Here is a 20,699-nt window from a genome sequence, read left to right as displayed (position 1 = left end):
AACGGAGGGGTTTATGTCCAGACTTGTGTTGACGATCGCCGGCACACTCCTGCTCCTGATCTCGGGTGCATCGGCGCAAGCGCCCTCGCCGGAGGCGATGAGCGCGGCGCGCAAGCTCGTGGTCACCTTGAAGATCGCGGATCAGTATCGCGCGCTGTTGCCGCAGCTCCTGCTCAAGCTGAGGCCCTGGGTCGCGCAGGACAGGCCGGAGATCGAGCGCGATTATGACGCGGTGACGGCACCCGGCTCCGAGATCTACACCCCGGCCCTCACCTCAATGATCGACCAGGTCGCCGCTCTCTATGCGCAGAGCTTCAGCATTGACGAGCTGCGCCAGATCGAGGCTTTCTATGTCCAGCCAGCCGGGAAGAAGCTTCTGGAGAAGTCGGATGCGCTGGCGCAGGCCAGCGCGCAGATCGGTCAGGACGTCGGTCAGAAGACGGCCGACGAGTTGAAGCAGCGCCTCATCGAGGCGCTGCGACAGAAGGGGCACAAGCTCTGAGCCTGTACCGACAGCGCTAGCGAACCTACGCCTTGTCCGTCCTGTTGGCTCACTTCACAAGAGGGCAGCCGCCGTCCTTCAGGGGCCGGAAGGCCTGGTCGGCAGGGACTTCGGCGAGCAGCTTGTAATAGTCCCACGGGCCTTTGGACTCCTCGGGCTTCTTCACCTGGAACAGATACATGCTGTGCACCATGCGGCCGTCTTCGCGTAAGCTGCCGTTGTCGGTGAAGGCATCCTTCACCGGCAGCTCGCGCATCTTGGCCATCACGGTCTTGGTGTCCTTTGTGCCAGCGGCCTGCACCGCCTTCAGGTAGTGCAGCGTCGCGCTGTAGGTCGCCGCCTGGTTCATCGTCGGCATGCGCTTGACGCGCTCCATGAAACGCTTGCCGAAAGCGCGGGTCTTCTCGTTGAGGTCCCAGTAATAGGCCTCGGTGATGATCAGTCCCTGCGCGAGCTTCAGCCCTAAGCTGTGCACGTCGGAGATGAACATCACGATCGCAGCCAGGTTCTGGCCGCCGGCGACGATGCCGAACTCACCGGCCTGCTTGATCGCATTGATGGTGTCGCCACCGCCGTTCGCCAGCCCGATGATCTTGGACTTCGAGGCCTGGGCCTGCAGCAGGAATGAGGAGAAGTCCGCGGTGTTGAGCGGATGCTTGACGCTGCCGAGCACCTTTCCGCCGGCCGCCTTCACCACGTCGGAGGTGTCGCGCTCGACTGAATGACCGAACACGTAGTCCGCCGTGAGGAAGAACCAGCTATCGCCGCCGTTCTTGACGATGGCGCTGCCGACCGTGTGCGCGTTGGCGTAGGTGTCGTAGGTCCAGTGCGCGGTGTAGGGCGAGCAGGACTTTCCGGTAATGTCGGAGCTTGCCGCATCCGTCACGATCATGATCTTCTCATACTGCTTCGACAGCTCCATCACTGCAAGCGCAGTGGCCGAGGTCGGCAGGTCGATGATCATGTCGACGCCCTCGGTCTCCCACCACTTTCGCGCGATGGTGGAGGCGACATCGGGCTTGTTCAGCACGTCGGCGCTGACCATGTCGATCGGCTTGCCGAACATCTGCCCGCCGAAATCCTCGATCGCCATTTTGGTGGCCTCGACATTCCCCTGGCCTCCGATGTCGGAATAGACCGAGGAGAAGTCGGAGAGCACGCCGATCTTGAGCGGCGCCTGCTGGGCGAGAGACGGGCTGATCACAAACGCAGTCAATCCGGCCGCTAGGGCGGCACGCATAATCCGGCACATGGCATTTCCCCAAACTCTATCGTTGGCGCACGAGGCTAGATTTGCCTCCCTCAAGCGTCAACTCTTGCGTAACGGCGCCGCGCTCGCTGGCTGATTTGACGCGGCCGGTTGCCCCGACTACGCTTTTGCAAAGAACAAGACGCGCGTGAATGCAATGGCCTGACCTGTGCTCAGGGCGGCACTCACGCAATGAGAAAATTCAGGGGAACGGAAATGACCGGCGACACCGCAGCGACCATCTCGAAGGCCCGCGAGCATTCCATCGGCGACCTCCTGCGCCGTGCGGCGGGTCGCGATCCGGGCAAGCTCGGGGTGAGCTGCGGCAATGTGAGCTGGACTTTTGCCGAGATGGACGCGATCTGCAATCGGCTCGGCCGTGGCCTGGTTGGCCTCGGCGTGAAAAAGGGGACCGCCTCGCCGTGCTCTCGCGCAATTCGCATGCCTTTGCGGCGCTCCGGTTCGCGGTGGCCCGGATCGGTGCGGTGCTGGTGCCGATCAACTTCATGCTCAATCCGGACGAGATCAATTTCATCCTGAAGAGCTCCGGCGCAAAGCTGCTCGCGGCCGGCCCTGATTTCGTCGAGCCCGCGCGCGCGGCCAGCGCCAGGGATTGCGCGGTCGAGAAGATGATCTGGCTGCCGGGTGAGGATCCCGCCACCGCGCCCGCTAGCCTCACCACCTTCGACGATCTCCTCAGCTCCGACGGCTCGTATCTCGATGCGTCCGTCGACAGCCGCGATCTCGCGCAGATCGTCTATACCAGCGGCACGGAGTCGCTGCCCAAAGGCGCGATGCTGACCCATGACGCGGTGATGTGGCAGTATGTCAGCTGCATCATCGACGGCGGCATGAGCGTGGACGACAAATTCCTGCACGCGCTTCCGCTCTATCACTGCGCGCAGCTCGACGTGTTCCTGGGGCCGCAAATCTATCTCGGCGCCTCCGGTGTGATCACGGGCAAGCCTGCGGCCGACAATATTCTGACATTGATCCAGGCGCACAGGATCACATCGTTCTTTGCGCCGCCGACGATCTGGATCGCGATGCTGCGCTCGCCCAATTTCGACAAGACGGATTTGTCGACCTTGCAGAAGGGCTATTACGGCGCCTCGATCATGCCGGTGGAGGTGCTGCTCGAGCTCCAGCGCCGCCTGCCCAGCGTGAAGTTCTGGAATTTCTACGGCCAGACCGAGATCGCGCCGCTCGCGACCGTGCTGGGTCCTGCGGACCAACTGCGCAAGGCCGGCTCGGCGGGCAAGCCCGTGCTCAATGTCGAGACCCGCGTGGTCAACACTTCGATGGAGGATGTGAAGGTCGGCGAAGTCGGCGAGATCGTGCACCGCTCGCCGCATCTGCTCTCCGGCTATTACAACGATCCGGTCAAGACGGCGGCGGCGTTCTCCGGCGGCTGGTTTCACTCCGGCGATCTCGCCACCGTCGATGACGAGGGCCACATCACCGTGGTCGATCGCGTCAAGGACATGATCAAGACCGGTGGCGAGAACGTCGCGAGCCGCGAGGTCGAGGAGATGGTCTACCGCATCCCTGCCGTGTCGGAGGTTGCTGTGGTAGGCCTGCCCGATCCGCGCTGGATCGAGGCAGTGACTGCGATCGTCGTGGTCAAGAGCGGGGAGAAGCTCGACGAGGAGTCCGTCATCAAGCATTGCGCCGGCCAGATGGCGCATTTCAAGGTGCCCAAGCGCGTCATCTTCGTCGATGCCCTGCCCAAGAACCCGAGCGGCAAGCTGCTCAAGCGCGAGCTACGCCAGCGCTTCGTCGGCGGCGAGACGCTCGACAAGGCGATCCAGAAGAATTTTGGCACGTGAAGCTCGCGCCTCAATACTTCTTCACGTGGGCGCCGAACGCGAACCACAGCGCCATGGACGCGAGGCCGAAACCGCCGAGTAGCAGGAATGTCGGGCCGTAGCCGATCCATTGCGCGATCCAGCCGCCAAGCGCGGGGCTGAGGCTCGCGCCGACACCCTGCACGGTGATCACGGCACCCTGGCCGAGATTGATGCGGCCGGTGCCGTTGAGCGAGCGCGCGACCATGCCGGGGACGGCAACCGTCTGGAGTCCGGTGCCCAGGCCGTCGAGCACCTGCATCGGTACGACGCCCCACCATCCCGTGACGAAGAAGGCGAGCACGCCGCGGATGGGCAGGAACATGAAGGAGACAAGAATGATGGGCCAGTAGTTGCGCTTGCTCGCCGCCTTCATTGCGATCAGCGACGTGATGACCATGACGCCTTGTGCGATCACCACGATGGTCGCGACGAAGCTCGGGCCGTTGGCCTGGCCCTCGGCGACCGCCGCCAGGCCATAGAGCGGAACGATGGCGGCATTGCCGAGATGAAACAGCGCGAGCGCCAGTGCCAGCACCAGCAGCGCGCGGTGCTTGAGCAGCATCGTGAACGCGTCCGGCGCGCTGTCGGGATCGTCCTCCTTGCTGCCGCGCGCGGCGCGATCATCGATCGCCTTGGCCGGAATCATCATCACACAGGCGATCGCGATGGCGCCGAACACCGCCGCCAGCACGAACACCGAGACATAGCCGAACTTGTAACCGAGATAGCCCGACAGCGCGGCGCCGACCATGTTGCCGGCGTGGTTGAAGGCCTGGTTGCGGCCGTTGAGCGCGTTGAAGCCCTTCTGCTTGGCGATGCCGAGCGTGATGCCGGTGACCGCGGGCACGATCGCGGCGCTCGCCAGCGATTGTGCGATCTGCGAGAACGTCACCGCCCAGAAATTTTGCGAGATCAGGATGATCGCGGAGGCGAGCACCACGCAGATGCCGGGAATCACGACCCACATGCGCTTGTTGCGGCTGGCGTCGATGAAGCCGCCGATCGGCGTGGTGATCAGCATGCCCGCGACATTGCCGATCGTCATCGCGGTACCGATCAACCCGCTCGCCCAGCCGCGCTCCTGGAGGAAGACGCCGACGAAAGGGCCGATGCCCGACTGCATGTCGGCCATGAAGAAGTTGAGAGCGAACAGGGGCCAGATACGAGACGAGGAGGGGGACCGCGATGTCATCGATACCAAAACGTCGTCTCAGCCGGAATACGGCGGGTGGGACATAATCCTTTCAGCCAATCGTTCTGGCGCGGACGAGGCATTAACGAGTGCTGATCGGGTTGGTTCCAGCCCTTGCCCGGAGGCGGGCCTTGCAGTTACGGCCAGCAATTCCTTATTGACGTTGGATTGTCTCTGTTGGGAGTACGGCATGCCTCTCTGGACCTGCGAAACCTGCGGCGCGCAATTCCCGGATGGCGAAAATCCGCCCGCGGCCTGTCAGATTTGCGAGGACGAGCGGCAATACGTCGGTTGGAAGGGCCAGACTTTCCTCACGCGCGAGGCGCTCTCGGAACGTCACTGCCTGGCCTGGCGCGACGATCTCGGCTTGACCGGCATCGCGCTCGAGCCAAGTTTTGCGATCGGCCAGCGGGCGCTGCTGGTGCCGCTCGCGGACGGCTGGCTGATGTGGGACTGCGTACCGCTGGCGACGCCGGAGGCGATCGCGCATATGCGGTCGCTCGGCGGGTTGAAGGCGATCGCGATCTCGCATCCGCATTACTATGGCGCGCTCGCCGACTGGAGCGAGGCGTTCGGCGGGGTGCCGGTCTATTTGCACGCCGATGATCGCCAATGGGTGACGCGTCCGCATGCGTCGATCGTGCACTGGACCGGCGAAAACCATCGCATCTCCGACGATGTGCTGCTCCTGCGCACCGGTGGTCACTTCGCCGGCGCCACCATGCTGCACCATGCGAGGGGTGCGGACGGCAGGGGCGCGCTGCTCACCGGCGATATCGCGCAGGTCACGATGGATCGCCGCTTCGTCAGCTTCATGTACTCATATCCGAACTACATGCCACTCAATGCCGCCGCAGTGCGACGGATTGCGGCTGCCGTCGAGCCGCTGGCCTTCGATCGCATCTACGGCGCCTGGTGGGACCGCAACATCGCCGCAGGCGCCAAGGCCGCCTTCGCGGCCTCTGTCGCGCGCTACCTGGCCGCCATCGCCTGAGCCGGCTCGCGACGGGATTTATCTTGCTGATCCACAATAAATGGACTATAAGTACAGTTATTAAGCGTTACGCGACGATGCGTCTGCGGGACCGGCATGATCGATGCATCGCTGTTTCCGCGGCGCGCTCGCCGCGTGAGCGGGAGTTCGGTCCATGACGGCAGGGCGCGACTACGAGATCTTCGAGGCCGGCGACGTCACGCTCCGGTCCGGGGCCGTCGTCCCTTCGCTCAAGCTCGCCTACAAGACCTACGGCACGCTCGGTCCGGACAAGGACAATGTCATTCTCTATCCGACCTCGTTCAGCGCGCAGCACACCGACACCGAGTGGCTGATCGGCCCCGACGGCGTGCTCGACCCCACGCGCTACTTCATCGTGATTCCGAACCTGTTCGGCAACGGCCTGTCGTCCTCGCCGTCGAATACCGCCGCGCCGTTCCCGATCGTGAGCTATCACGATGCCATCGCGGTCCAGCATCGGCTGCTCACCGAGCGGTTCGGCATCTCGAAGCTAGCCTTGGTCTATGGCTGGTCGATGGGCGGCATGCAGGCCTATCACTGGGCGGCGCTGCATCCCGATATGGTCGAACGGGCGGCCGTCGTCTGCGGCAGTGCCCGTTGTGCGCCCTATAATTACGTCTTCCTGGAAAGTGTGAAGGCCGCGCTGACCGCCGATCCCGCCTTCCGTGACGGCCGCTTCGCCGAGAAGCCCGTCGCAGGCTATCGCGCCATGGGGCGAGTCTACGCGGGTTGGGCGATGTCGCACGGTTTCTATCGCGACGAGATCTGGCGCGAAGCAGGCTTCACCTCGTTGGACGACTATCTCGTCCGCACATGGGACGCGGCGTTTGCCCGGCGCGATGCCAACGATCTCCTGGCTCAGATCGGGATCTGGCAGAACGGAGATATCAGTCGCTGCGCCACATTCAACGGCGATTTCGATCGCGCGCTCGGTGCGATCACGGCCCACATGCTGCTGATGCCCGGTGCGACCGACCGCTATTTCGACGTCCGCGACAACGAGGACGAACTCGGCCGGCTGGTCAATGCGCGCTCTGCGGTGCTGCATCCGATCCCGTCGCTGCACGGCCATCGCGCCGGCAACCCCATCAACAATCCGCGCGATCGGGCCTTCATCAAGGCCGAGATCGCGGAGCTTCTCGGCAAGTAGGGCAGGCATCCGATCATGAGCGACGCAACCGTTTCAGACTCCGGCCATCGGCTGAAGCCGTTGGCGCCGGCGATGCTGCGTGAACTGTCGGTGCGGTCCAACCTCAGGGGCGCCGTGCAGAGCCTCGGCCATTACGGCATGGTCGTACTGGTCGGCGCGCTGATCTGGCGGGTCTCGACGACCTGGGGTATCCTTTGGGCGTTGCCGCTGATGGCGGTGCAGGGCTATCTCGTCGCCTTCCTGTTCATGGCCGTGCACGAGACCGCGCACAAGACCGCGTTCAAAAGTCGCGGTCTCAACCTCGTGGTCGGCTATCTCTCGGGCTTCATCATCGGCTTGCCCTACGAATATTATTGCCTGTTTCACTGGGACCATCACCGCTACACCCAAGACCCCGAGAGGGACCCGGAGCTCGTCGTCGGCGTGAAGCCGAAATCCGACACGCAGCTCGCGCTCGCCTATAGCGGCGTGCTTCAGGTCGCCGGCCGCCTGTGGCTGATGCTCGGCCATGCCGTCACCGGCAAGGTCGTCGTGCCATGGATCCCCGAGAACAGGCGCGCCATCATCGTCACCGAGGCGCGCGCCTATGTCGCGCTCTATGCGCTGCTGCTCGTGCTGTCGTTGTGGTTCTCGTCGGCGCTGCTGCTCTGGGTCTGGATCGTGCCGTTGATCATTGGGCAGTTCTTCCTGCGTCCCTATCTCTACGCCGAGCACACCGGCTGCGAGCGTACCCGCAGCGCATTCCAGAACACCCGCACCACCTACACCGGCGCGATCGTCAAATGGATCGCGTGGAACATGCCCTACCATGTCGAGCATCACGCCTATCCCTCGATCCCGTTCCACGCACTGCCGAAGCTGAACGGGATCGTCGACGGCGAAATCGTCCATCGTGGCCGCGGCTACATCCGGACGACGCGCGAGACCTGGGCCTGGTTTCGGCGACATAGACAGGCCGGCTAGCGGAAGAAAAATCGACGCGCAAAGCCCCGATCGCGGTGCGATCGGGGCTTTGTCGTGAATGCGGGATATCAGTAGATCCCGTATGCGCAGACGTTCACGACGCGGACGCGCAGGCCGTGGCGGGTCTGGACGACGCGCTCCTGATAGCAATTGTTGACGCCGCTGTTGACGTAGACCCCGCCAAAGCCCCAGCCGTGACCCCAGTGATGGTGGAAGCCGTGGGCCGACGCGGCGGTGGGGGCGAGAGCGGCAACGCCGAGCGAGCCGGCGGCGATCAGACCAAGTGCAAGCTTACGAAACATTTTCATTCTCCAGTTTGGCGTAAGGGCCGTTGTTGTGTCCCTGCATCTCGGTCGAGCCGAAACGCGAATGCGTTCATGCAGCGCGGGGAGAATCGTGTTTCAGGAGTGTTTCGTCGGTCGCGGCGCGTCGCGCCGCCGTCCTGTTTTCCGCGCCGCGCGATAGCGCACAGCCATCGCCTCTGTCAGCTCGGCCATCTTCTCGCGCAGGTCGGCCGGCTCCAGCACTTCGGCCTCGGGCCCGAGCCGCAACAATTCGGCGGCGGCATGCCATGACGTCTTGCCGGTCGGCACTCTGGCAATGCGCCAGCCGTCCGCATCCGCGGTCTCTTCGAGCTGCGTACGCGCCCTGACGTAAGGCTGGCTCAGGGCATCGAGCAGTTTCACGCCGAAGGGCGACAGCCGAACGATCGCGACATTGGGATGCATCTCGGCCTCAAGACGCAGCGTTGCATCCCGCCAATAGCCGGCGAGATCGAAACCGGCGGGCCGCTCACACCGATCGTCGAGCGCGGTGCAGTCGAGCACGCGCGCGACGCGATAGGTCCGCACGCTGCCGTCGACCAGACCTGCGAGATACCAGCTGCCCCCTTTCAGCACGAGACCGAGCGGCGCGACGCGACGCTGCTTCTCGGCGCGCCAGCTCTGGTAGCGGATCTTGATCAGTGTCCCGCGCAGGGTCGCGGCGGCGATCGTGCGCAGATGCTTCGGTTCTTCCGCCTCGCCGAACCAGCCCGGCGCGTCGAGGTGAAAGCGCTCCTGCATCCGTCCGGCGTCTTCGCGCAAATTGGCGGGCAGCGCGGCCATCAGCTTGTTCTGTGCGGCGATCATCGCCGCATCCAGCCCGAACGCCGCCGCTGGGCCCGGCAATCCCCCCAGAAACAGCGCTTCCGCCTCGCTCTGCGACAGACCGTTCAGCCGCACGCGATAGCCGTCGAGCAGGCGATAGCCGCCCTCCGCCCCGCGGTCGGCATAGACGGGGACGCCGGACGCCGCGAGCGCGTCGATGTCGCGGTAGATCGTGCGCACCGAGACTTCGCAGGCCTGCGCGAGCTCGGGCGCGGTGACCTGCCCCTTGGCCTGGAGGGTGGTGAGGATCGACAGCATCCGGCTCGCGCGCATGATTCCTTAAACCATACCTGACACAGGATGTCAGGTATGGTCCGCTACAACGCCATCGCCAGCCGGCAGATGGAGACCGCCATGACTGATCCGAACCGCATCACGCTGTATTATTCGCCGCAAACCCGGGCCACCGGCACGCGGGTGCTGCTGGAGGAACTGGGAGCGCCTTATGATCTTCGTGTCCTCAACATGAAGGCCGGCGAGCAGCGCCAGCCGGCCTATCTCGCCATCAACCCGCTCGGCAAGGTGCCGGCGATTCACCACCGCAACGCGCTGGTGACCGAGCAGGTCGCGATCACCATCTATCTAGCCGATTTGTTTCCGCAGGCGGGGCTGACACCCGCGCTGAACGATCCGCTGCGCGGCCCGTATCTGCGCTGGATCGCCTATTACGGCGCCTCGTTCGAGCCGGCCCTGATCGACAAGTTCATGCAGCGCGAGCCGGCACCGATCACGCAATCGCCGTATGCCGACTATGACATCATGCTCGGCGCGCTCGAGGCGCAGCTGTCGAAGGGCCCGTATCTGCTCGGCGAGCGCATGACGGGCGCCGACGTGCTGTGGGGCGTCGCGTTCAGCTGGACCATGATGTTCGGCATTGTGCCGAAAAAGGACGTGTTCGTCCGCTATGCCGAACGCATGACCTCGCGGCCCGCGTTCCAGCGCATCAACGCAGCGGACGCTGAGATGGCGGCGCAGCATGCTGCGGCGGCTGGCGGTTGAATGAACCGGGGTTGCAGATGACGAAGCCGGTGCACACGACCAACTGCTTCAACACCTTCATCCAGGTTGCTGAAGATTGTCCTGCGCGTACCGGCGAAGAGCCGCCGCTGCGCGCGGGAAAGCCGACGGTGGCGTGCCTGCAATACGGGATGATCGCCAAGGCGCCTTACAAATACACGTCCGACGACGTGATCTTCGCGACCTCTGCGTCGGGACGCGAACTCGCCGTGAAGGCGACGAAAACGGAGAAGCAGGCGGCCCGCGAAGCGTTCTTCTCCCGAGGGCAGGCGTGCATGAGGGCGTCGAGCCTGGGCAAGCGCTTCGGCTGGGGCGTTCATGCCGATAGCAAGGGCCGGATCGCGATCTATCCCATCGAGAGCAAACACTACAAGGCGCTTGCCCGCGATCCCAGGCTCACGCAGGTGCGCGCGATGCGGTCGAAGCGGGCTTGATCAGAATTTCGGCGGTCGCTTCTCCGCGAACGCCTTGATGCCTTCCTTGATCTCGTCGCCGCGCATGCTGTCGCGGTGACGCTGATCGGCGGCTTGCGCGTCCAATTCGCCGCGGGCGAATTCGTTGATGGCGCGCTTCATGCCGCGCATCGCCTGCGGCGCGTTGCCGGCGAGGATCGCAGCGAGCCTGTCGACCTCCTCGTCCAGAAACTCCAACGCCACCATGTCGGTGAGATAGCCGATCCGCAGCATCTCCGGCGCGCTGATCTTTCGCGCGGTCAGGAACAGTTTTTTTGCATTGTCGACGCCGAGCCGCGTCACGTAACGCTTGATGCCGCTGCTGTAGTAATGCAGCCCGAGCCGTGCCGCGGGCATGAACATCTCGGCGGTATCGACGCCGATGCGGAAGTCGCAGGCAAGCGCGAGGTCGGTCGCGCCGCCATAGACGCCGCCGTTGAGCCGGCAGATCGTGGGGACGCCGAGATCCTCCAGCCGGTTGACGACCACCTCGAACGCCGATCCCGCGCTCTGCTGCTCGTTCGCACTGACCGCGCGCTCGGCAACGGAATTGAGGTCATAGCCGGCGGAGAAGGCGCGCCCCGTGCCGGTCAGCACCAGCACGCGGATAGCAGGATCGGCCTCGACCCGGTCGAACAGTTTGACCAGTTCGCCGAGATCCTCGGCCTGGAGCCGGTTGAGATGTTTGGGCCGGTTGAGGCGGATGGTGGCGCGTGCGCCAACGAGTTCGAGCACCGGGCCAGTGGCTGCGTCGGCTGTGTCCGACATTCTTGTCTCCATTTATTTTGCTTGTCGCCATTTATTTGTTTTCGAGCGTGCGCCGCTTCGCCTCGGCATCGATGGTCTCGGCGAGATCGGGATGCCGCGCCATCAGCACGCGGAAGTCGACGAGGTCGAGCACAAGAAGCCGCGACACCTTGGTGGTCGAGACGTTGGCGCCGCGCAAATTGTTGCCGAGCAAGGCCATCTCGCCGAAGAAGGCGCCATCGCCGAGCCGCACCTTCTTGCCGGGCAGGTCGACCTCGACCTCGCCGGCGGCGATGAAATACATGCAGTCGCCCTGCGCACCCTTGCGGATGATCATGGTGCGCGCCGGCAGCTCCATGGTGCGCAGCATGTGGGTGACGTCGGCGATGGCGGCCGGTCCAAGCGCTGCAAAGAACGGCACCTTGCTGACGGATTCCCAGGTCTTGAGGAAATTGTCGCGCCGGGTCTCCGCGGCAAAGCCGGTCGCCAAAATACCGGTCCAGAGGCCGAACACACCGAGGCCGGAGATCATCACCAGCGCCGCCACCATGCGGCCCAGCGGCGTCACCGGCACCACGTCGCCATAGCCCGTCGTCGTCAGGGTTGCGACGGCCCACCACAGCGCGGCCGGCACGCTGCCGAACGTCTGCGGCTGCACGTCCCGCTCCAGGAAATATTCGGCAACCGAGGCCAGGAAGACCACCATCAGGAAGATCACGAGCACGCTGACCAGCGGCCCCGATTCCAGCACCAGCACGCGGCGGAGCTGCCGCAGGCCGGGAATGCCCGGCACCACCTTCAGCACCCAGAGCACGCTGAGCAGCCACGCCGTCCTGGGCTCGATCCCGAGAATCAGCGCGGCCGGCACGGCCAACGCACCGACCGCGTCGACCAGCCCGGCGGAGGAGGACATGTAGAGTGCAAGGCGCCCCTGTCGCGTCATATGGCGCAGCCGGACCACCCATTCGTATACGAAGTACACGAGACAGGTCCAAAGCAGGGCGTCGACCCAGCGATGTGCCGTCTCATAGGCCGGGTTGACCGTCAGGAGCACCATGGCAAGCACGCCGACGGCGACGGCCACATAGGCCGCCCTGGTCATGTTGCGGCCGGCCGTGGCGGCCGCGAACTGGGCCAGAGCGGAGATCAGCGGCTTGGACATGCGGGCAGGCGGCTCAGTTTCGTCTTTGCGGTCCCCGGCTGGAACCTCGCTGCCAAAGTGCCTGCCCGGCTCGAGGCCGTCAACGACGGTCCGCCGGACCACGCGCCGCTACTTGAAATGCGGCGGTTCGTCGTAGCCGCGACGGCTGCTGAAGAACAGCAGCACCATCAAGCCGATGCCGACAAGAACGGAAAAACCGGCCCCCAGCGCCAGCGCCACGTAGCCTTCCGTCGGGATCGGCTCGCCCTCGACCGCCATCGCGGAATAAACGAAATAGCCAACCGCGGCCAACATTCCCAGCAGGAAGATGATGAGGAGTGCACGCATGGCGCGGTCTCCGGTTGATCCGAGAACAAACGGTTGTGGACAGGGACGGTTCCCGGCCTAGGGCCCCCGGTCGCTCGAAGACGTGCCGGCAAGGCGTCGCCGTAGGTCCTCAAATTGATGGGTCAGGCACTCTGAGCTGTCTTCACCACCACGACATTGCTCTCGTCGTGCTGGGAAGGGGCCACATCCTGAGCGGCCTTCTCGCCCGCGCCCGCATGGCGCTTGAGATAGTCGCGGCGCATGCCGATCTCGTCGCGGACGAATTCGTAGCCGAGCTTGAAGGTGTCGAGCCCGTCGGTACTGATCGTGCCGTCTCTGAGGCCGATGACGGCGCCGCGTAAAATGCCTTCCAGCTCGTCCTGGAGACATTCGAGCTGGTCGAGCGAATGCGCATGTTCGATCCGCTCGCCGATGTCGAGGATGGCGGTGGCCAGCTCGCTGGCCTTCTCCGGCGCGATCCGGGTGATCTTGGCGTAGATCGCGGCGAAGATCGAGCCGATGACGCTGAGCGCGGCAGCGCCGAGATACATCAGGTCGCTGTACTTATCCATGAACGACTTGGTGTCGTCGTTGATGTAGTCGGCCGCCCCTTGATGCGCCATCACGAAGGCGTCCTTCTCGACGGAGGCGGGCTCGATCCTAGTGGCAAAGCCGCTGTCGAGCCCGAGCGCGGACTTGTTCTCGTAGACGGTGCGCGCGAGCTCCCCGGCCGTCGTCGGCGACATCCTGGATTGGGCGACCAGCAACCATTCGAGCCCGATCGTGTCGAGATCGTCGCCGGGAATTTCCGGCGATGCAGACAGCGTGCCCGCCGTCAGCGTCTCGCTGGAAATGCCGGGGATCTTGCGCGCCAGCGCTTTCGCCTCGTCGATCGCGTTCAGCGTGAAGCCGCCGCGCCTGGCGACCTGCTCATACGCCTTGTCCCGCACCGCCCGCGAGGCGTGGACGATGGCGACGACTGCGCCAAAGCCGCTCGCCGGCGCGAACAGCTTGTCGAGCGTAGCGCCCTGTGGCGCCATCCGGATCCTCTCCGCGTCCGCACCCTCCGGAACGTCGAGGATACCGCGGACGAAGACGAGCGCGGAGTCGTTGTCGGCGACGACGGCGACCTTCTTCTTCTTCAGCTCGGCGAGCGACTTGATCTTCTTGTTTCCGGGCCCGAGCAGCAGCACGATATCGTGCTCGAGGATCGCGAGCGTGCGTGCCCGCAGCGGCACCTTGGCGTCGGTGCGCAGCACCGCGAGGTCGGCCTGCTTGCGATCGAACTGGGCGATCGCCTTGGCGTTGTCGGCGTTGTTGACGATCTTGATCCGGAAGCGCGAGGCGTTGTTCTTCAGGACGGCGGCGAGCTTGGCTGCGAACAGCGCCTCGTCGCTGTTGGGGGCGCCGACCGCAAAGGTCAGCGTCTCCGAATTGTGCACCAGCATGCGGCCGGCCCAGACGGTGGCAAGCGACAACAGCAGGGTCAGCACGACGTAGAGGAAGACCTGCTGCTGGTTGGTCTTGATCACCTTGGGTCGCCGGGGCGGTGGCTCGATCGGCGATGAGGTCGGGCCCTCAGTACTCATGGCAGCACTCTGGCCTTATGCTTCCGGTGGCGGGCGGCTTGCGGATGTGATCGCTGCGGTCGCCCTGCAATTCGTAAACGTCTGAAAAAAGAACGATATTCTCTACTGGCGATGGTAGCGCGCAGGCCGCGGAATGCAAATTCCGAGCCGAAGGTAACCTTACTCAACTCGGCCCCGGCGATTGGTCATCCTATCACCAGTTAGCCACAGTTGGCGATTTTCCGGTTCCCCCCGGCTGCATTCCGCCGCGGGAGGTGTCATAAATCGCAAGTCCCGGCGATTTGACCGGTCCAGGAAGAGATTGCGCTGAACGCTCCAATTCTTCTTGTCACGTCAACGAGGGCGCCTTGTCGTTTCCACCCCTGTCATCGGCGGTTCCGGTCGAAGCCCTCATTGGTTGGATGTTGCTGCTGACGTTCAAGCACATCATCGCCGATTTCGTCCTCCAGACCGCCTGGATGGCGCACGGCAAGGACCAGAAGCACGGTTGGGCCCTGCCGCTCCTGGTGCACTGCCTGGTTCACCTTGCGGTTGCGCTGCCGCTGATCCTGATCGTGGCGCCCAAATTCTGGTTTGTGGCGCTGATCGACTTCGTCATCCACATCACGATCGACCGCGCCAAGGGCCTCGTCTCAGCCAATTTCGGTGTCGATCTTGCGCATCCCTGGTTCTGGACCCTGATCGGTGTCGACCAGGCCCTGCACCATCTGACTGGCTTCGGCCTCTCCATCTTCATGGCGGCGAACTGACCGCTGGCGGCCTCGGCGCGTAGGTGGTCGTCCATCGGCATCCACAAGAGGTCGTCATGCCCGGGCTTGTCCCGGGCATCCACGATCTTCGCGCCTCTCGGCTTTCCGTGGATGGCCGGGACAAGCCCGGCCATGACGCGGTGGAGGCGTTCGCGCCTGACTCATCGGCTCAGATAGCGCGGCTGGATCCCCGCCCAGCCCATTGATTCGCGGCCCACGCGCAAAGGACCCCCGGGTGACTACCGGGCAGCGTGGTTAACCTTTCATTAGAGAATTGCACTGCATCTTCCCAGACGAGGGAGAACTGCAATGTTTTCAAGCCGCGATACCTTTGAAGGCGATTCGTGCCCGGTCCGCGACGAACTCCTTGGCGAGATGTACCGCGCCAGCGAGAGTGGCCTGCCGAGGCTGGTTGAAAGTGTTTCCCCTGACGCGCGCGCCAGGCTGGCGCTGTTCTGCTATCGCCGCAGCCATCTGCACTCGCTGGCGGTCGCGATCGCTGGCAGCTGTAACGAGCGCGACCTGATCGAGAACGGCGGCCGTGTCGGTTCGACGCTCTACGCGCTTGCGCGCGAAGGCGCGGCGAAATCCTCGCCGTCGCTGTCGGGTGGCCGCAAGCCGATCACGCTGTCGACCAAGCCGCTCTCGGTGCTCGCGCCGCTGGACGACGAGATCGACGACGAGATCAGCGAAGCCGTCCCGGCCTAAAGCACGATCGATCGCGCTCTAGCTCTCTATTGGCGTATGATCTCGGCGGAAAACCGCTGCACACTTTTCCGGATCATGCGCCGGCGGCCTCTATCACCGGCAGCCCGAATTTCCGTCGCGCCATCGCGCATTCGGCATCGCCCGGCATGCAGGTGCGGCACACGTCCGGCCGCACTGCATAGATGCCGCACGCGGTCGCTTTTCCAATGTTCCCCTGCAACGCCGAACAGCGATCGCCTTCGCAGCGCATGCCGGACTGACGGTCGTTGACGAGCGCTTCGGGAATCGCGGCAAGCTCCTCGTCGCTCTCGATCGAGAAGCGCGGCCAGTTCGCCGAATAGCCGCAGCAGGCGCCGCAACTCTGGCAACAGCTCGACAGGTCGATGGGGGCGTTCTCATCCATCGTCACGTGTCCTTTGGCGGGCCCCAGACCAGGCTCTGGCGCCATTTCGCGCGCAGCACGTCGCGCCTTTCAGGATATCTCTCGTCGGGATAGCTCGCGTCGACCACGCGGTCGGTGCGGAAGCTGCGGAAGTCGCCGCGCAGCTCGCACCAGGCCGCGAGCAGGCGCACGGCTTCGAGATAGCCGATCGAAATCGGCCAGATCATGCGCTCGCTGGCGCGGCCCTGCTCGTCGCGATAGCGCAGCATGATCTTCTTGCCTTCGTGGATCTGGGTGCGCGTGCGAGCCATGTCCAGGCGGTCCGGCTCCCTGTTCCAGCTCGGCCGGGCCCGGCTTGCCGGCTCCAGCACGAACGGACGCAGGCGCTCAGGGACAGTGTCGGCGATCTTGGCCATCAGATCTTCAGCCGCACGCGCCAGCGCGGGATCGGCATGGCCGGCGACCCATTGCGCGCCCAGCACCGCCGCCTCGATTTCGTCGGGTGTCAGCATCAAAGGCGGCAGGTCAAAACCCTTTTCCAGGATGTAGCCCATGCCGGCTTCACCACGGATCGGCACGCGCTGGCCGATCAGCGTGGCGATGTCGCGATAGATTGTGCGCTTCGAGGTCTCGAGCTCGGCCGCGATAGCGTCCGCCGTCAGCGGCTTACGCGTGCGCCTCAGCACCTGGATGATTTGAAACAGCCGGTCGGCGCGTCTCATGACGGATCTCTTGTCGGTGGTTTTTCAGAAGGCGGCGCGTGGCTGCTGACAGGATGTTGGCAGCAGGGGAGTTCTATACCGGGACAACACGTCGACTGAAGAGGATTTGTCCATGATCATTCCAACTCATTTCGGCCCGGCCGCTGCGCTGTGGCGGACCCCGCCTTTACAGGTCCAGCCTTTGCGAGTCCCGACTTTGCAAGCCCGAGCTTGGTACGCATGGGCGTTCGGCCGCCTCGTATCCCTTGATCTCATGGTCCTCGACCTCCGCCTTGCGCTCGCGACCATGGTGGCTCGCTTCCTGGTCCAGGCCGCGGACGCGCTGGTCCGTCATGTCATGGCCCGCGCCTGGCGGGGGGCCCGTTTCGCAGAAGATATCACGGCTGCTGCCACCATGGTGGCAGCAGCCCGCGGTTAAGTTCCCTCAACTCTTTCGGTCGTTTCAGGAGAGCCTTCATGATCACGCTTTACGGCTTTGGCGCCGGCTTCGGCCTGCCGGAAATCAGCCCCTTCGTCACCAAGACGGAGGTGCAGCTCAAGATGGCGGGATTGCCCTACCGGAAGGAGCGGGCGATGCCACCCGCATCACCCAAGGGGCAGCTGCCCTTCATCGACGATGGCGGCGAGGCGGTGGCCGATTCCACTTTCATCCGCGCCCATATCGAGCGCCGCTACGGCTTCGATTTCGACGCCGGTCTGTCGCTCGTCGAGCGCGCGCAGGCCTGGGCATTCGAACGCATGATCGAGCATCACGTTTATTTTGCGCTGGTCGGGGCGCGCTGGGTCGATCCGGTCAACTTCGCCAAGGGGCCTGCGCATTTCTTCGACGGCGCGCCGGAGCACAATCGCGAGAAGTTGCGCGAGGACGCGCAATTCCGTGTCGCCGAGAACTACCTGCTCTCCGGACTCGGCCGCCACGCGCCCGATGACGACGTCGATCTCGCCGTGCGCTCGCTGTTTGCGCTCTCGGTGCAGCTCGGCGACAAGTCCTATCTGATGGGCAACAAGCCCTGCGGCGTCGATGCCACCGCCTTCGGTGCACTCGCCGGGATCCTGACGCCGTTCTTCGAATCCGCACTGCGCCGTCGCGCCGAAGGATTTCCGAACCTCACCGCTTATGTCGACCGGATGATGGACAGTTACTATTCGGAGTTCGCCTGGACCCCGCTGCGGCAGGCGGCTTGAGGCCTGGAATGAGACTCATCTAGCGCCCCGAGAAAGGTGTGTCCCCTCCCCCACAAGGGAGGAGGGAACTCAGAGAGCGGTGCTGTTGTTCAAACGCGATCCGGCATTACGCTCGCTGCAAACAAAAAGAGCCGGCCCATCGGGCCGGCTTTCGTCGTCTCAATCCTGCCGCTGCGTCTATTTCACCAGCGTGTACTTGCCGTTCTTCACCGTGAGCAGGATGCGCGAGCGCTCGTCGAGGCCGTAGCGATCCTTTTCGGTGAAATTGTAGACGCCTTGGCTCGCCGCAAGCTCCTTCTCCGACAGCAGCGCCTGGCGAATCGCCTCGCGGAATTCCGGCGTGCCTGGCTTCGCCGTCTTGAGTGCCGCCGGGATGATGCGCTTGAGAATCTCGAAGGCGTCGTAAGAGTGACCGGCGAACTGGCTGCGGCTGTTCGGGCCGTACTTGGCTTCATAGGCCGAGTTGAGCGCGAGGCCCGGCTTCTTGGTGGCGGCTTCGTCCGGCTGGTCCTCGGGATCCATGACGGGACCAGAGGCCATCAGCACGCCTTCCGCAGCTTTGCCGGCGATGCGGATGAAGTCCATACTGGCGGCGCCATGGGTCTGGTAGATCAGGCCCTGATAGCCACGCTCGCGTAGCTCGGTCTGCGGCAGCGCGGCCGCGGTGCCGGAAGCGCCGACCAGAATGGCATCGGGATTCGCCGCCACGAGCTTCAGCACCTGTCCGGTCACCGACGTGTCGGGGCGAGCGAAGCGCTCCTCGTCGGCGATGGTTATGCCCATCGGCACGGCCTGCGCCTTCAAATCGTTGAACCAGAGGTCGCCATAGGAGTCGGAATAGCCGATATAACCGACGGTCTTCACACCCTTCGACTTCATGTGGTCGTACAGCACCTTGCCCACGATCGGGATCGGCTGCGGCATCGCCACCGACCACTTCATGCGCTCCGGCGTAATCGGGAACGGCGCCAGGCCGAAATGCGGGATGCCGGCTTCGTTGGCGACGTTGGACACCGCGATGGTCGGCGGCGTCAGCGCCGAGCCCATGATGATGTCGGCCTTGGATTCGGTCACGAAGCGGCGGGCGTTGGTGGTCGCGGTGGTCGGATCGCCGCCGTCGTCGAGTACGATCACCTTCAGCGGCACGCCGCCGATCTCCTTCGGCACGAACTCCAGCGCATTGCGCTCGGGAATGCCCAGCGCTGCGCCCGGGCCGGTCGTGGTGGTGGTGATGCCGATGGTGACCTCGGCGGTCTGGGCCAGCGCGGGCACGGCCGGCAGCGCAAGCGCAGCCGCGGTGACGGCGGCGGTCAGGTAAAAGCGTTTCATCTATTCCTCCCTTTATGTGTTTCTTTGAAAGCAGAAATCGGGGGGTAATTCAGCCCCCTCTTTTGGTGATGTGGCGATTTAGCTCCGGGCCTCGCTCCCCGTGAATTTGGCTACCATTTCCGCAGGAAACGGTGCCGATTTCAGTTTGTCGGGGTTAACGGGGTCGCGCCCGACCAGGACACGGGTCTCGAAACCCTCGATCGCCAGCGCCTCGCCCTTGAAGACGCTGTGCTTCACCTCGAAGCTCGAGCGCTTGATGCTCTCGATCTTGGTTTCGATGGTGATCCAGTCGCCATAAGTCGAGGGGATGTAGAACTTGGCGCGTGTATCGACCATGGGAATGCCCACCAGGCCGTATTTCTTGACCAGGTCCTGCTTGGAGAAGCCGGCGACTTCGAACAGGGTCGACGTCGAATCGTCGAACATCGCGAAATAACGCGGGTAATAGACGATGTTGGCGGGGTCGCAGTCACCCCACTGGATCTGGACGTCGCGCCGGTTCACGAACATATGCCGCGCCCTATTTCGGCGCCATGCGCAGCGAGCCGTCGAGGCGCACCACTTCGCCGTTGAGGTAGGAATTCTCGACCATGTGCAGGGCGAGCGCCGCGAACTCGTCGGCGTGGCCGAGCCGGCGCGGGAACGGGATCGCGGCGGCGAGCGAGTCCTGGGCTTCCTGCGGCAGGTTGGCGAGCAGCGGCGTGAGGAACAGGCCGGGCGCGATCGTCAGCACGCGGACGCCGAACTGCGCCAGCTCGCGCGCGATCGGCAGCGTCATGCCGACGATGCCGCCCTTGGAGGCCGAATAGGCCGATTGCCCGATCTGGCCGTCATAAGCGGCAACGGATGCCGTGTTGATGATGACGCCGCGCTCGCCGGTTGCCTGCGGCTCGAGCTTGGACATCTCGTTCGCGGCAAGGCGGAGCATGTTGAAGGTGCCGATCAAATTGACCTTGATCACCTTGTCGAAATCGGCGAGCGCCATCGGGCCGTCGCGGCCGACGACGCGCTTGGCAACGCCGATGCCGGCGCAATTGACCAGCACGCGCGCGGGTCCATGGGACTTGGTCGCTTGGGCGATCGCAGCCTCAGCGGAAGCCGCATCGGAGACGTCGCAAGCCACAGCCACGCCCTTGATCTCGGCGGCGACAGTTTTGGCGAGCTTGGCATTGAGGTCGCACACCGCGACCCTGGCGCCCTGCGCCGCCAGCTTACGCGCGGTCGCCGCGCCCAGTCCCGACGCGCCGCCCGTGACGATGACAGCCTGATCCTTCAACAACAT

The 20,699-nt window shown here is 64.3% G+C and carries 23 protein-coding genes and 1 pseudogene; 11 read left to right on the top strand and 13 right to left on the bottom strand.

Going from position 1 to position 20,699, the window contains the following annotated elements:
- Positions 1-13 precede the first annotated feature (13 nt).
- On the top strand, positions 14-502 hold the full coding sequence (locus AB3L03_RS14255) for a DUF2059 domain-containing protein (protein WP_026233811.1): 489 nt from the start codon (positions 14-16) through the stop codon (positions 500-502).
- A gap of 49 nt (positions 503-551) precedes the next feature.
- Here the strand turns inward: AB3L03_RS14255 and AB3L03_RS14250 are convergent, their stop codons facing one another.
- Positions 552-1,754, bottom strand: a complete 1,203-nt coding sequence (locus AB3L03_RS14250; protein WP_026233812.1) for an ABC transporter substrate-binding protein — start codon at positions 1,752-1,754, stop codon at positions 552-554.
- Between the two features lie 213 nt (positions 1,755-1,967).
- Between AB3L03_RS14250 and AB3L03_RS14245 the strand changes: the two are divergent.
- Positions 1,968-3,580: pseudogene (locus AB3L03_RS14245) on the top strand (acyl-CoA synthetase).
- 10 nt (positions 3,581-3,590) lie between these two features.
- On the opposite strand, the gene AB3L03_RS14240 reads toward AB3L03_RS14245, so the two are convergent.
- Positions 3,591-4,793: an MFS transporter gene (locus tag AB3L03_RS14240; RefSeq protein ID WP_026233813.1), complete on the bottom strand. Its 1,203-nt coding sequence runs from the start codon at positions 4,791-4,793 to the stop codon at positions 3,591-3,593.
- A 190-nt stretch (positions 4,794-4,983) separates the two neighbouring features.
- Between AB3L03_RS14240 and AB3L03_RS14235 the strand changes: the two genes are divergently transcribed.
- From AB3L03_RS14235 to AB3L03_RS14225, 3 genes are all read left to right on the top strand, one after another.
- Positions 4,984-5,787 (top strand): hypothetical protein, encoded by an 804-nt coding sequence (locus tag AB3L03_RS14235; RefSeq protein WP_018459445.1) that lies wholly within the window; start codon positions 4,984-4,986, stop codon positions 5,785-5,787.
- Between the two features lie 154 nt (positions 5,788-5,941).
- On the top strand, positions 5,942-6,958 hold the full coding sequence (locus tag AB3L03_RS14230; RefSeq protein WP_018459446.1) for an alpha/beta fold hydrolase: 1,017 nt from the start codon (positions 5,942-5,944) through the stop codon (positions 6,956-6,958).
- 15 nt (positions 6,959-6,973) lie between these two features.
- A complete protein-coding gene (locus AB3L03_RS14225; protein WP_018459447.1) occupies positions 6,974-7,921 on the top strand; it encodes a fatty acid desaturase in 948 nt (315 codons plus the stop codon).
- A gap of 68 nt (positions 7,922-7,989) precedes the next feature.
- Here AB3L03_RS14225 and AB3L03_RS14220 read toward each other — a convergent pair whose 3' ends face one another.
- Both AB3L03_RS14220 and AB3L03_RS14215 read right to left on the bottom strand, forming a co-directional pair.
- Positions 7,990-8,223 (bottom strand): hypothetical protein, encoded by a 234-nt coding sequence (locus AB3L03_RS14220; protein ID WP_018459448.1) that lies wholly within the window; start codon positions 8,221-8,223, stop codon positions 7,990-7,992.
- Positions 8,224-8,322: 99 nt separating this feature from the next.
- Positions 8,323-9,342, bottom strand: coding sequence for a YafY family protein (locus tag AB3L03_RS14215; RefSeq protein ID WP_085361649.1), 1,020 nt, complete (start codon positions 9,340-9,342; stop codon positions 8,323-8,325).
- Positions 9,343-9,423: 81 nt separating this feature from the next.
- Between AB3L03_RS14215 and AB3L03_RS14210 the strand changes: the two genes are divergently transcribed.
- Entirely contained in the window at positions 9,424-10,068 is a 645-nt protein-coding gene (locus AB3L03_RS14210; RefSeq protein ID WP_026233814.1) for a glutathione S-transferase family protein, read from the top strand.
- 17 nt (positions 10,069-10,085) lie between these two features.
- Positions 10,086-10,520: a DUF6157 family protein gene (locus AB3L03_RS14205; protein ID WP_018459450.1), complete on the top strand. Its 435-nt coding sequence runs from the start codon at positions 10,086-10,088 to the stop codon at positions 10,518-10,520.
- Here AB3L03_RS14205 and AB3L03_RS14200 read toward each other — a convergent pair whose 3' ends face one another.
- From AB3L03_RS14200 to AB3L03_RS14185, 4 genes are all read right to left on the bottom strand, one after another.
- Positions 10,521-11,306: an enoyl-CoA hydratase/isomerase family protein gene (locus AB3L03_RS14200; protein WP_368508822.1), complete on the bottom strand. Its 786-nt coding sequence runs from the start codon at positions 11,304-11,306 to the stop codon at positions 10,521-10,523. It abuts the gene before it with no gap.
- A gap of 31 nt (positions 11,307-11,337) precedes the next feature.
- Positions 11,338-12,447: a cyclic nucleotide-gated ion channel gene (locus AB3L03_RS14195; RefSeq protein WP_026233815.1), complete on the bottom strand. Its 1,110-nt coding sequence runs from the start codon at positions 12,445-12,447 to the stop codon at positions 11,338-11,340.
- 108 nt (positions 12,448-12,555) lie between these two features.
- A complete protein-coding gene (locus tag AB3L03_RS14190) occupies positions 12,556-12,774 on the bottom strand; it encodes a hypothetical protein (protein ID WP_018459453.1) in 219 nt (72 codons plus the stop codon).
- 122 nt (positions 12,775-12,896) lie between these two features.
- Complete coding sequence (locus AB3L03_RS14185; protein ID WP_368508821.1) at positions 12,897-14,342, bottom strand: TAXI family TRAP transporter solute-binding subunit; 1,446 nt, start codon at positions 14,340-14,342, stop codon at positions 12,897-12,899.
- Between the two features lie 401 nt (positions 14,343-14,743).
- Here AB3L03_RS14185 and AB3L03_RS14180 point away from each other — a divergent pair, with 401 nt between their 5' ends.
- Both AB3L03_RS14180 and AB3L03_RS14175 read left to right on the top strand, forming a co-directional pair.
- On the top strand, positions 14,744-15,091 hold the full coding sequence (locus AB3L03_RS14180) for a DUF3307 domain-containing protein (protein WP_018458457.1): 348 nt from the start codon (positions 14,744-14,746) through the stop codon (positions 15,089-15,091).
- Positions 15,092-15,400: 309 nt separating this feature from the next.
- Complete coding sequence (locus AB3L03_RS14175; protein ID WP_007599645.1) at positions 15,401-15,799, top strand: hypothetical protein; 399 nt, start codon at positions 15,401-15,403, stop codon at positions 15,797-15,799.
- A gap of 73 nt (positions 15,800-15,872) precedes the next feature.
- On the opposite strand, the gene AB3L03_RS14170 is transcribed toward AB3L03_RS14175, so the two are convergent.
- Together AB3L03_RS14170 and AB3L03_RS14165 are read right to left on the bottom strand one after the other, a co-directional pair.
- On the bottom strand, positions 15,873-16,202 hold the full coding sequence (locus AB3L03_RS14170; protein WP_018458459.1) for a YkgJ family cysteine cluster protein: 330 nt from the start codon (positions 16,200-16,202) through the stop codon (positions 15,873-15,875).
- A gap of 2 nt (positions 16,203-16,204) precedes the next feature.
- Positions 16,205-16,903, bottom strand: coding sequence for a YafY family protein (locus AB3L03_RS14165; RefSeq protein ID WP_007599649.1), 699 nt, complete (start codon positions 16,901-16,903; stop codon positions 16,205-16,207).
- Positions 16,904-17,015: 112 nt separating this feature from the next.
- Here AB3L03_RS14165 and AB3L03_RS14160 point away from each other — a divergent pair, with 112 nt between their 5' ends.
- Both AB3L03_RS14160 and AB3L03_RS14155 read left to right on the top strand, forming a co-directional pair.
- Positions 17,016-17,321, top strand: coding sequence for a hypothetical protein (locus AB3L03_RS14160; RefSeq protein ID WP_085351693.1), 306 nt, complete (start codon positions 17,016-17,018; stop codon positions 17,319-17,321).
- 38 nt (positions 17,322-17,359) lie between these two features.
- On the top strand, positions 17,360-18,088 hold the full coding sequence (locus AB3L03_RS14155; protein ID WP_204513255.1) for a glutathione S-transferase family protein: 729 nt from the start codon (positions 17,360-17,362) through the stop codon (positions 18,086-18,088).
- Positions 18,089-18,265: 177 nt separating this feature from the next.
- Here the strand turns inward: AB3L03_RS14155 and AB3L03_RS14150 are convergent, their stop codons facing one another.
- The 3 genes from AB3L03_RS14150 to AB3L03_RS14140 all read right to left on the bottom strand — a co-directional run bounded on the left by AB3L03_RS14150 (position 18,266) and on the right by AB3L03_RS14140 (position 20,699).
- On the bottom strand, positions 18,266-19,417 hold the full coding sequence (locus AB3L03_RS14150) for an ABC transporter substrate-binding protein (protein ID WP_204513256.1): 1,152 nt from the start codon (positions 19,415-19,417) through the stop codon (positions 18,266-18,268).
- A 78-nt stretch (positions 19,418-19,495) separates the two neighbouring features.
- Positions 19,496-19,927, bottom strand: a complete 432-nt coding sequence (locus AB3L03_RS14145; RefSeq protein ID WP_018458463.1) for a thioesterase family protein — start codon at positions 19,925-19,927, stop codon at positions 19,496-19,498.
- Between the two features lie 10 nt (positions 19,928-19,937).
- Entirely contained in the window at positions 19,938-20,699 is a 762-nt protein-coding gene (locus AB3L03_RS14140) for an SDR family NAD(P)-dependent oxidoreductase (protein WP_204513258.1), read from the bottom strand.

This window comes from Bradyrhizobium lupini (assembly GCF_040939785.1).
Lineage (GTDB): Bacteria > Pseudomonadota > Alphaproteobacteria > Rhizobiales > Xanthobacteraceae > Bradyrhizobium > Bradyrhizobium canariense_D.
The sequence above is the reverse complement of the archived record's forward strand: the minus strand, read 5'-3'. Positions and strand labels throughout refer to the sequence as shown.

Bases quoted from the DNA above. Each gene is read 5' to 3' on its own strand.
- AB3L03_RS14255 (WP_026233811.1), top strand. From the start codon at position 14: ATGTCCAGACTTGTGTTGACGATCGCCGGCACACTCCTGCTCCTGATC.
- AB3L03_RS14250 (WP_026233812.1), bottom strand. From the start codon at position 1,754: ATGTGCCGGATTATGCGTGCCGCCCTAGCGGCCGGATTGACTGCGTTT.
- AB3L03_RS14240 (WP_026233813.1), bottom strand. From the start codon at position 4,793: ATGACATCGCGGTCCCCCTCCTCGTCTCGTATCTGGCCCCTGTTCGCT.
- AB3L03_RS14235 (WP_018459445.1), top strand. From the start codon at position 4,984: ATGCCTCTCTGGACCTGCGAAACCTGCGGCGCGCAATTCCCGGATGGC.
- AB3L03_RS14230 (WP_018459446.1), top strand. From the start codon at position 5,942: ATGACGGCAGGGCGCGACTACGAGATCTTCGAGGCCGGCGACGTCACG.
- AB3L03_RS14225 (WP_018459447.1), top strand. From the start codon at position 6,974: ATGAGCGACGCAACCGTTTCAGACTCCGGCCATCGGCTGAAGCCGTTG.
- AB3L03_RS14220 (WP_018459448.1), bottom strand. From the start codon at position 8,223: ATGTTTCGTAAGCTTGCACTTGGTCTGATCGCCGCCGGCTCGCTCGGC.
- AB3L03_RS14215 (WP_085361649.1), bottom strand. From the start codon at position 9,342: ATGCGCGCGAGCCGGATGCTGTCGATCCTCACCACCCTCCAGGCCAAG.
- AB3L03_RS14210 (WP_026233814.1), top strand. From the start codon at position 9,424: ATGACTGATCCGAACCGCATCACGCTGTATTATTCGCCGCAAACCCGG.
- AB3L03_RS14205 (WP_018459450.1), top strand. From the start codon at position 10,086: ATGACGAAGCCGGTGCACACGACCAACTGCTTCAACACCTTCATCCAG.
- AB3L03_RS14200 (WP_368508822.1), bottom strand. From the start codon at position 11,306: ATGTCGGACACAGCCGACGCAGCCACTGGCCCGGTGCTCGAACTCGTT.
- AB3L03_RS14195 (WP_026233815.1), bottom strand. From the start codon at position 12,447: ATGTCCAAGCCGCTGATCTCCGCTCTGGCCCAGTTCGCGGCCGCCACG.
- AB3L03_RS14190 (WP_018459453.1), bottom strand. From the start codon at position 12,774: ATGCGTGCACTCCTCATCATCTTCCTGCTGGGAATGTTGGCCGCGGTT.
- AB3L03_RS14185 (WP_368508821.1), bottom strand. From the start codon at position 14,342: ATGAGTACTGAGGGCCCGACCTCATCGCCGATCGAGCCACCGCCCCGG.
- AB3L03_RS14180 (WP_018458457.1), top strand. From the start codon at position 14,744: ATGTTGCTGCTGACGTTCAAGCACATCATCGCCGATTTCGTCCTCCAG.
- AB3L03_RS14175 (WP_007599645.1), top strand. From the start codon at position 15,401: ATGTTTTCAAGCCGCGATACCTTTGAAGGCGATTCGTGCCCGGTCCGC.
- AB3L03_RS14170 (WP_018458459.1), bottom strand. From the start codon at position 16,202: ATGGATGAGAACGCCCCCATCGACCTGTCGAGCTGTTGCCAGAGTTGC.
- AB3L03_RS14165 (WP_007599649.1), bottom strand. From the start codon at position 16,903: ATGAGACGCGCCGACCGGCTGTTTCAAATCATCCAGGTGCTGAGGCGC.
- AB3L03_RS14160 (WP_085351693.1), top strand. From the start codon at position 17,016: ATGATCATTCCAACTCATTTCGGCCCGGCCGCTGCGCTGTGGCGGACC.
- AB3L03_RS14155 (WP_204513255.1), top strand. From the start codon at position 17,360: ATGATCACGCTTTACGGCTTTGGCGCCGGCTTCGGCCTGCCGGAAATC.
- AB3L03_RS14150 (WP_204513256.1), bottom strand. From the start codon at position 19,417: ATGAAACGCTTTTACCTGACCGCCGCCGTCACCGCGGCTGCGCTTGCG.
- AB3L03_RS14145 (WP_018458463.1), bottom strand. From the start codon at position 19,927: ATGTTCGTGAACCGGCGCGACGTCCAGATCCAGTGGGGTGACTGCGAC.
- AB3L03_RS14140 (WP_204513258.1), bottom strand. From the start codon at position 20,699: ATGTTGTTGAAGGATCAGGCTGTCATCGTCACGGGCGGCGCGTCGGGA.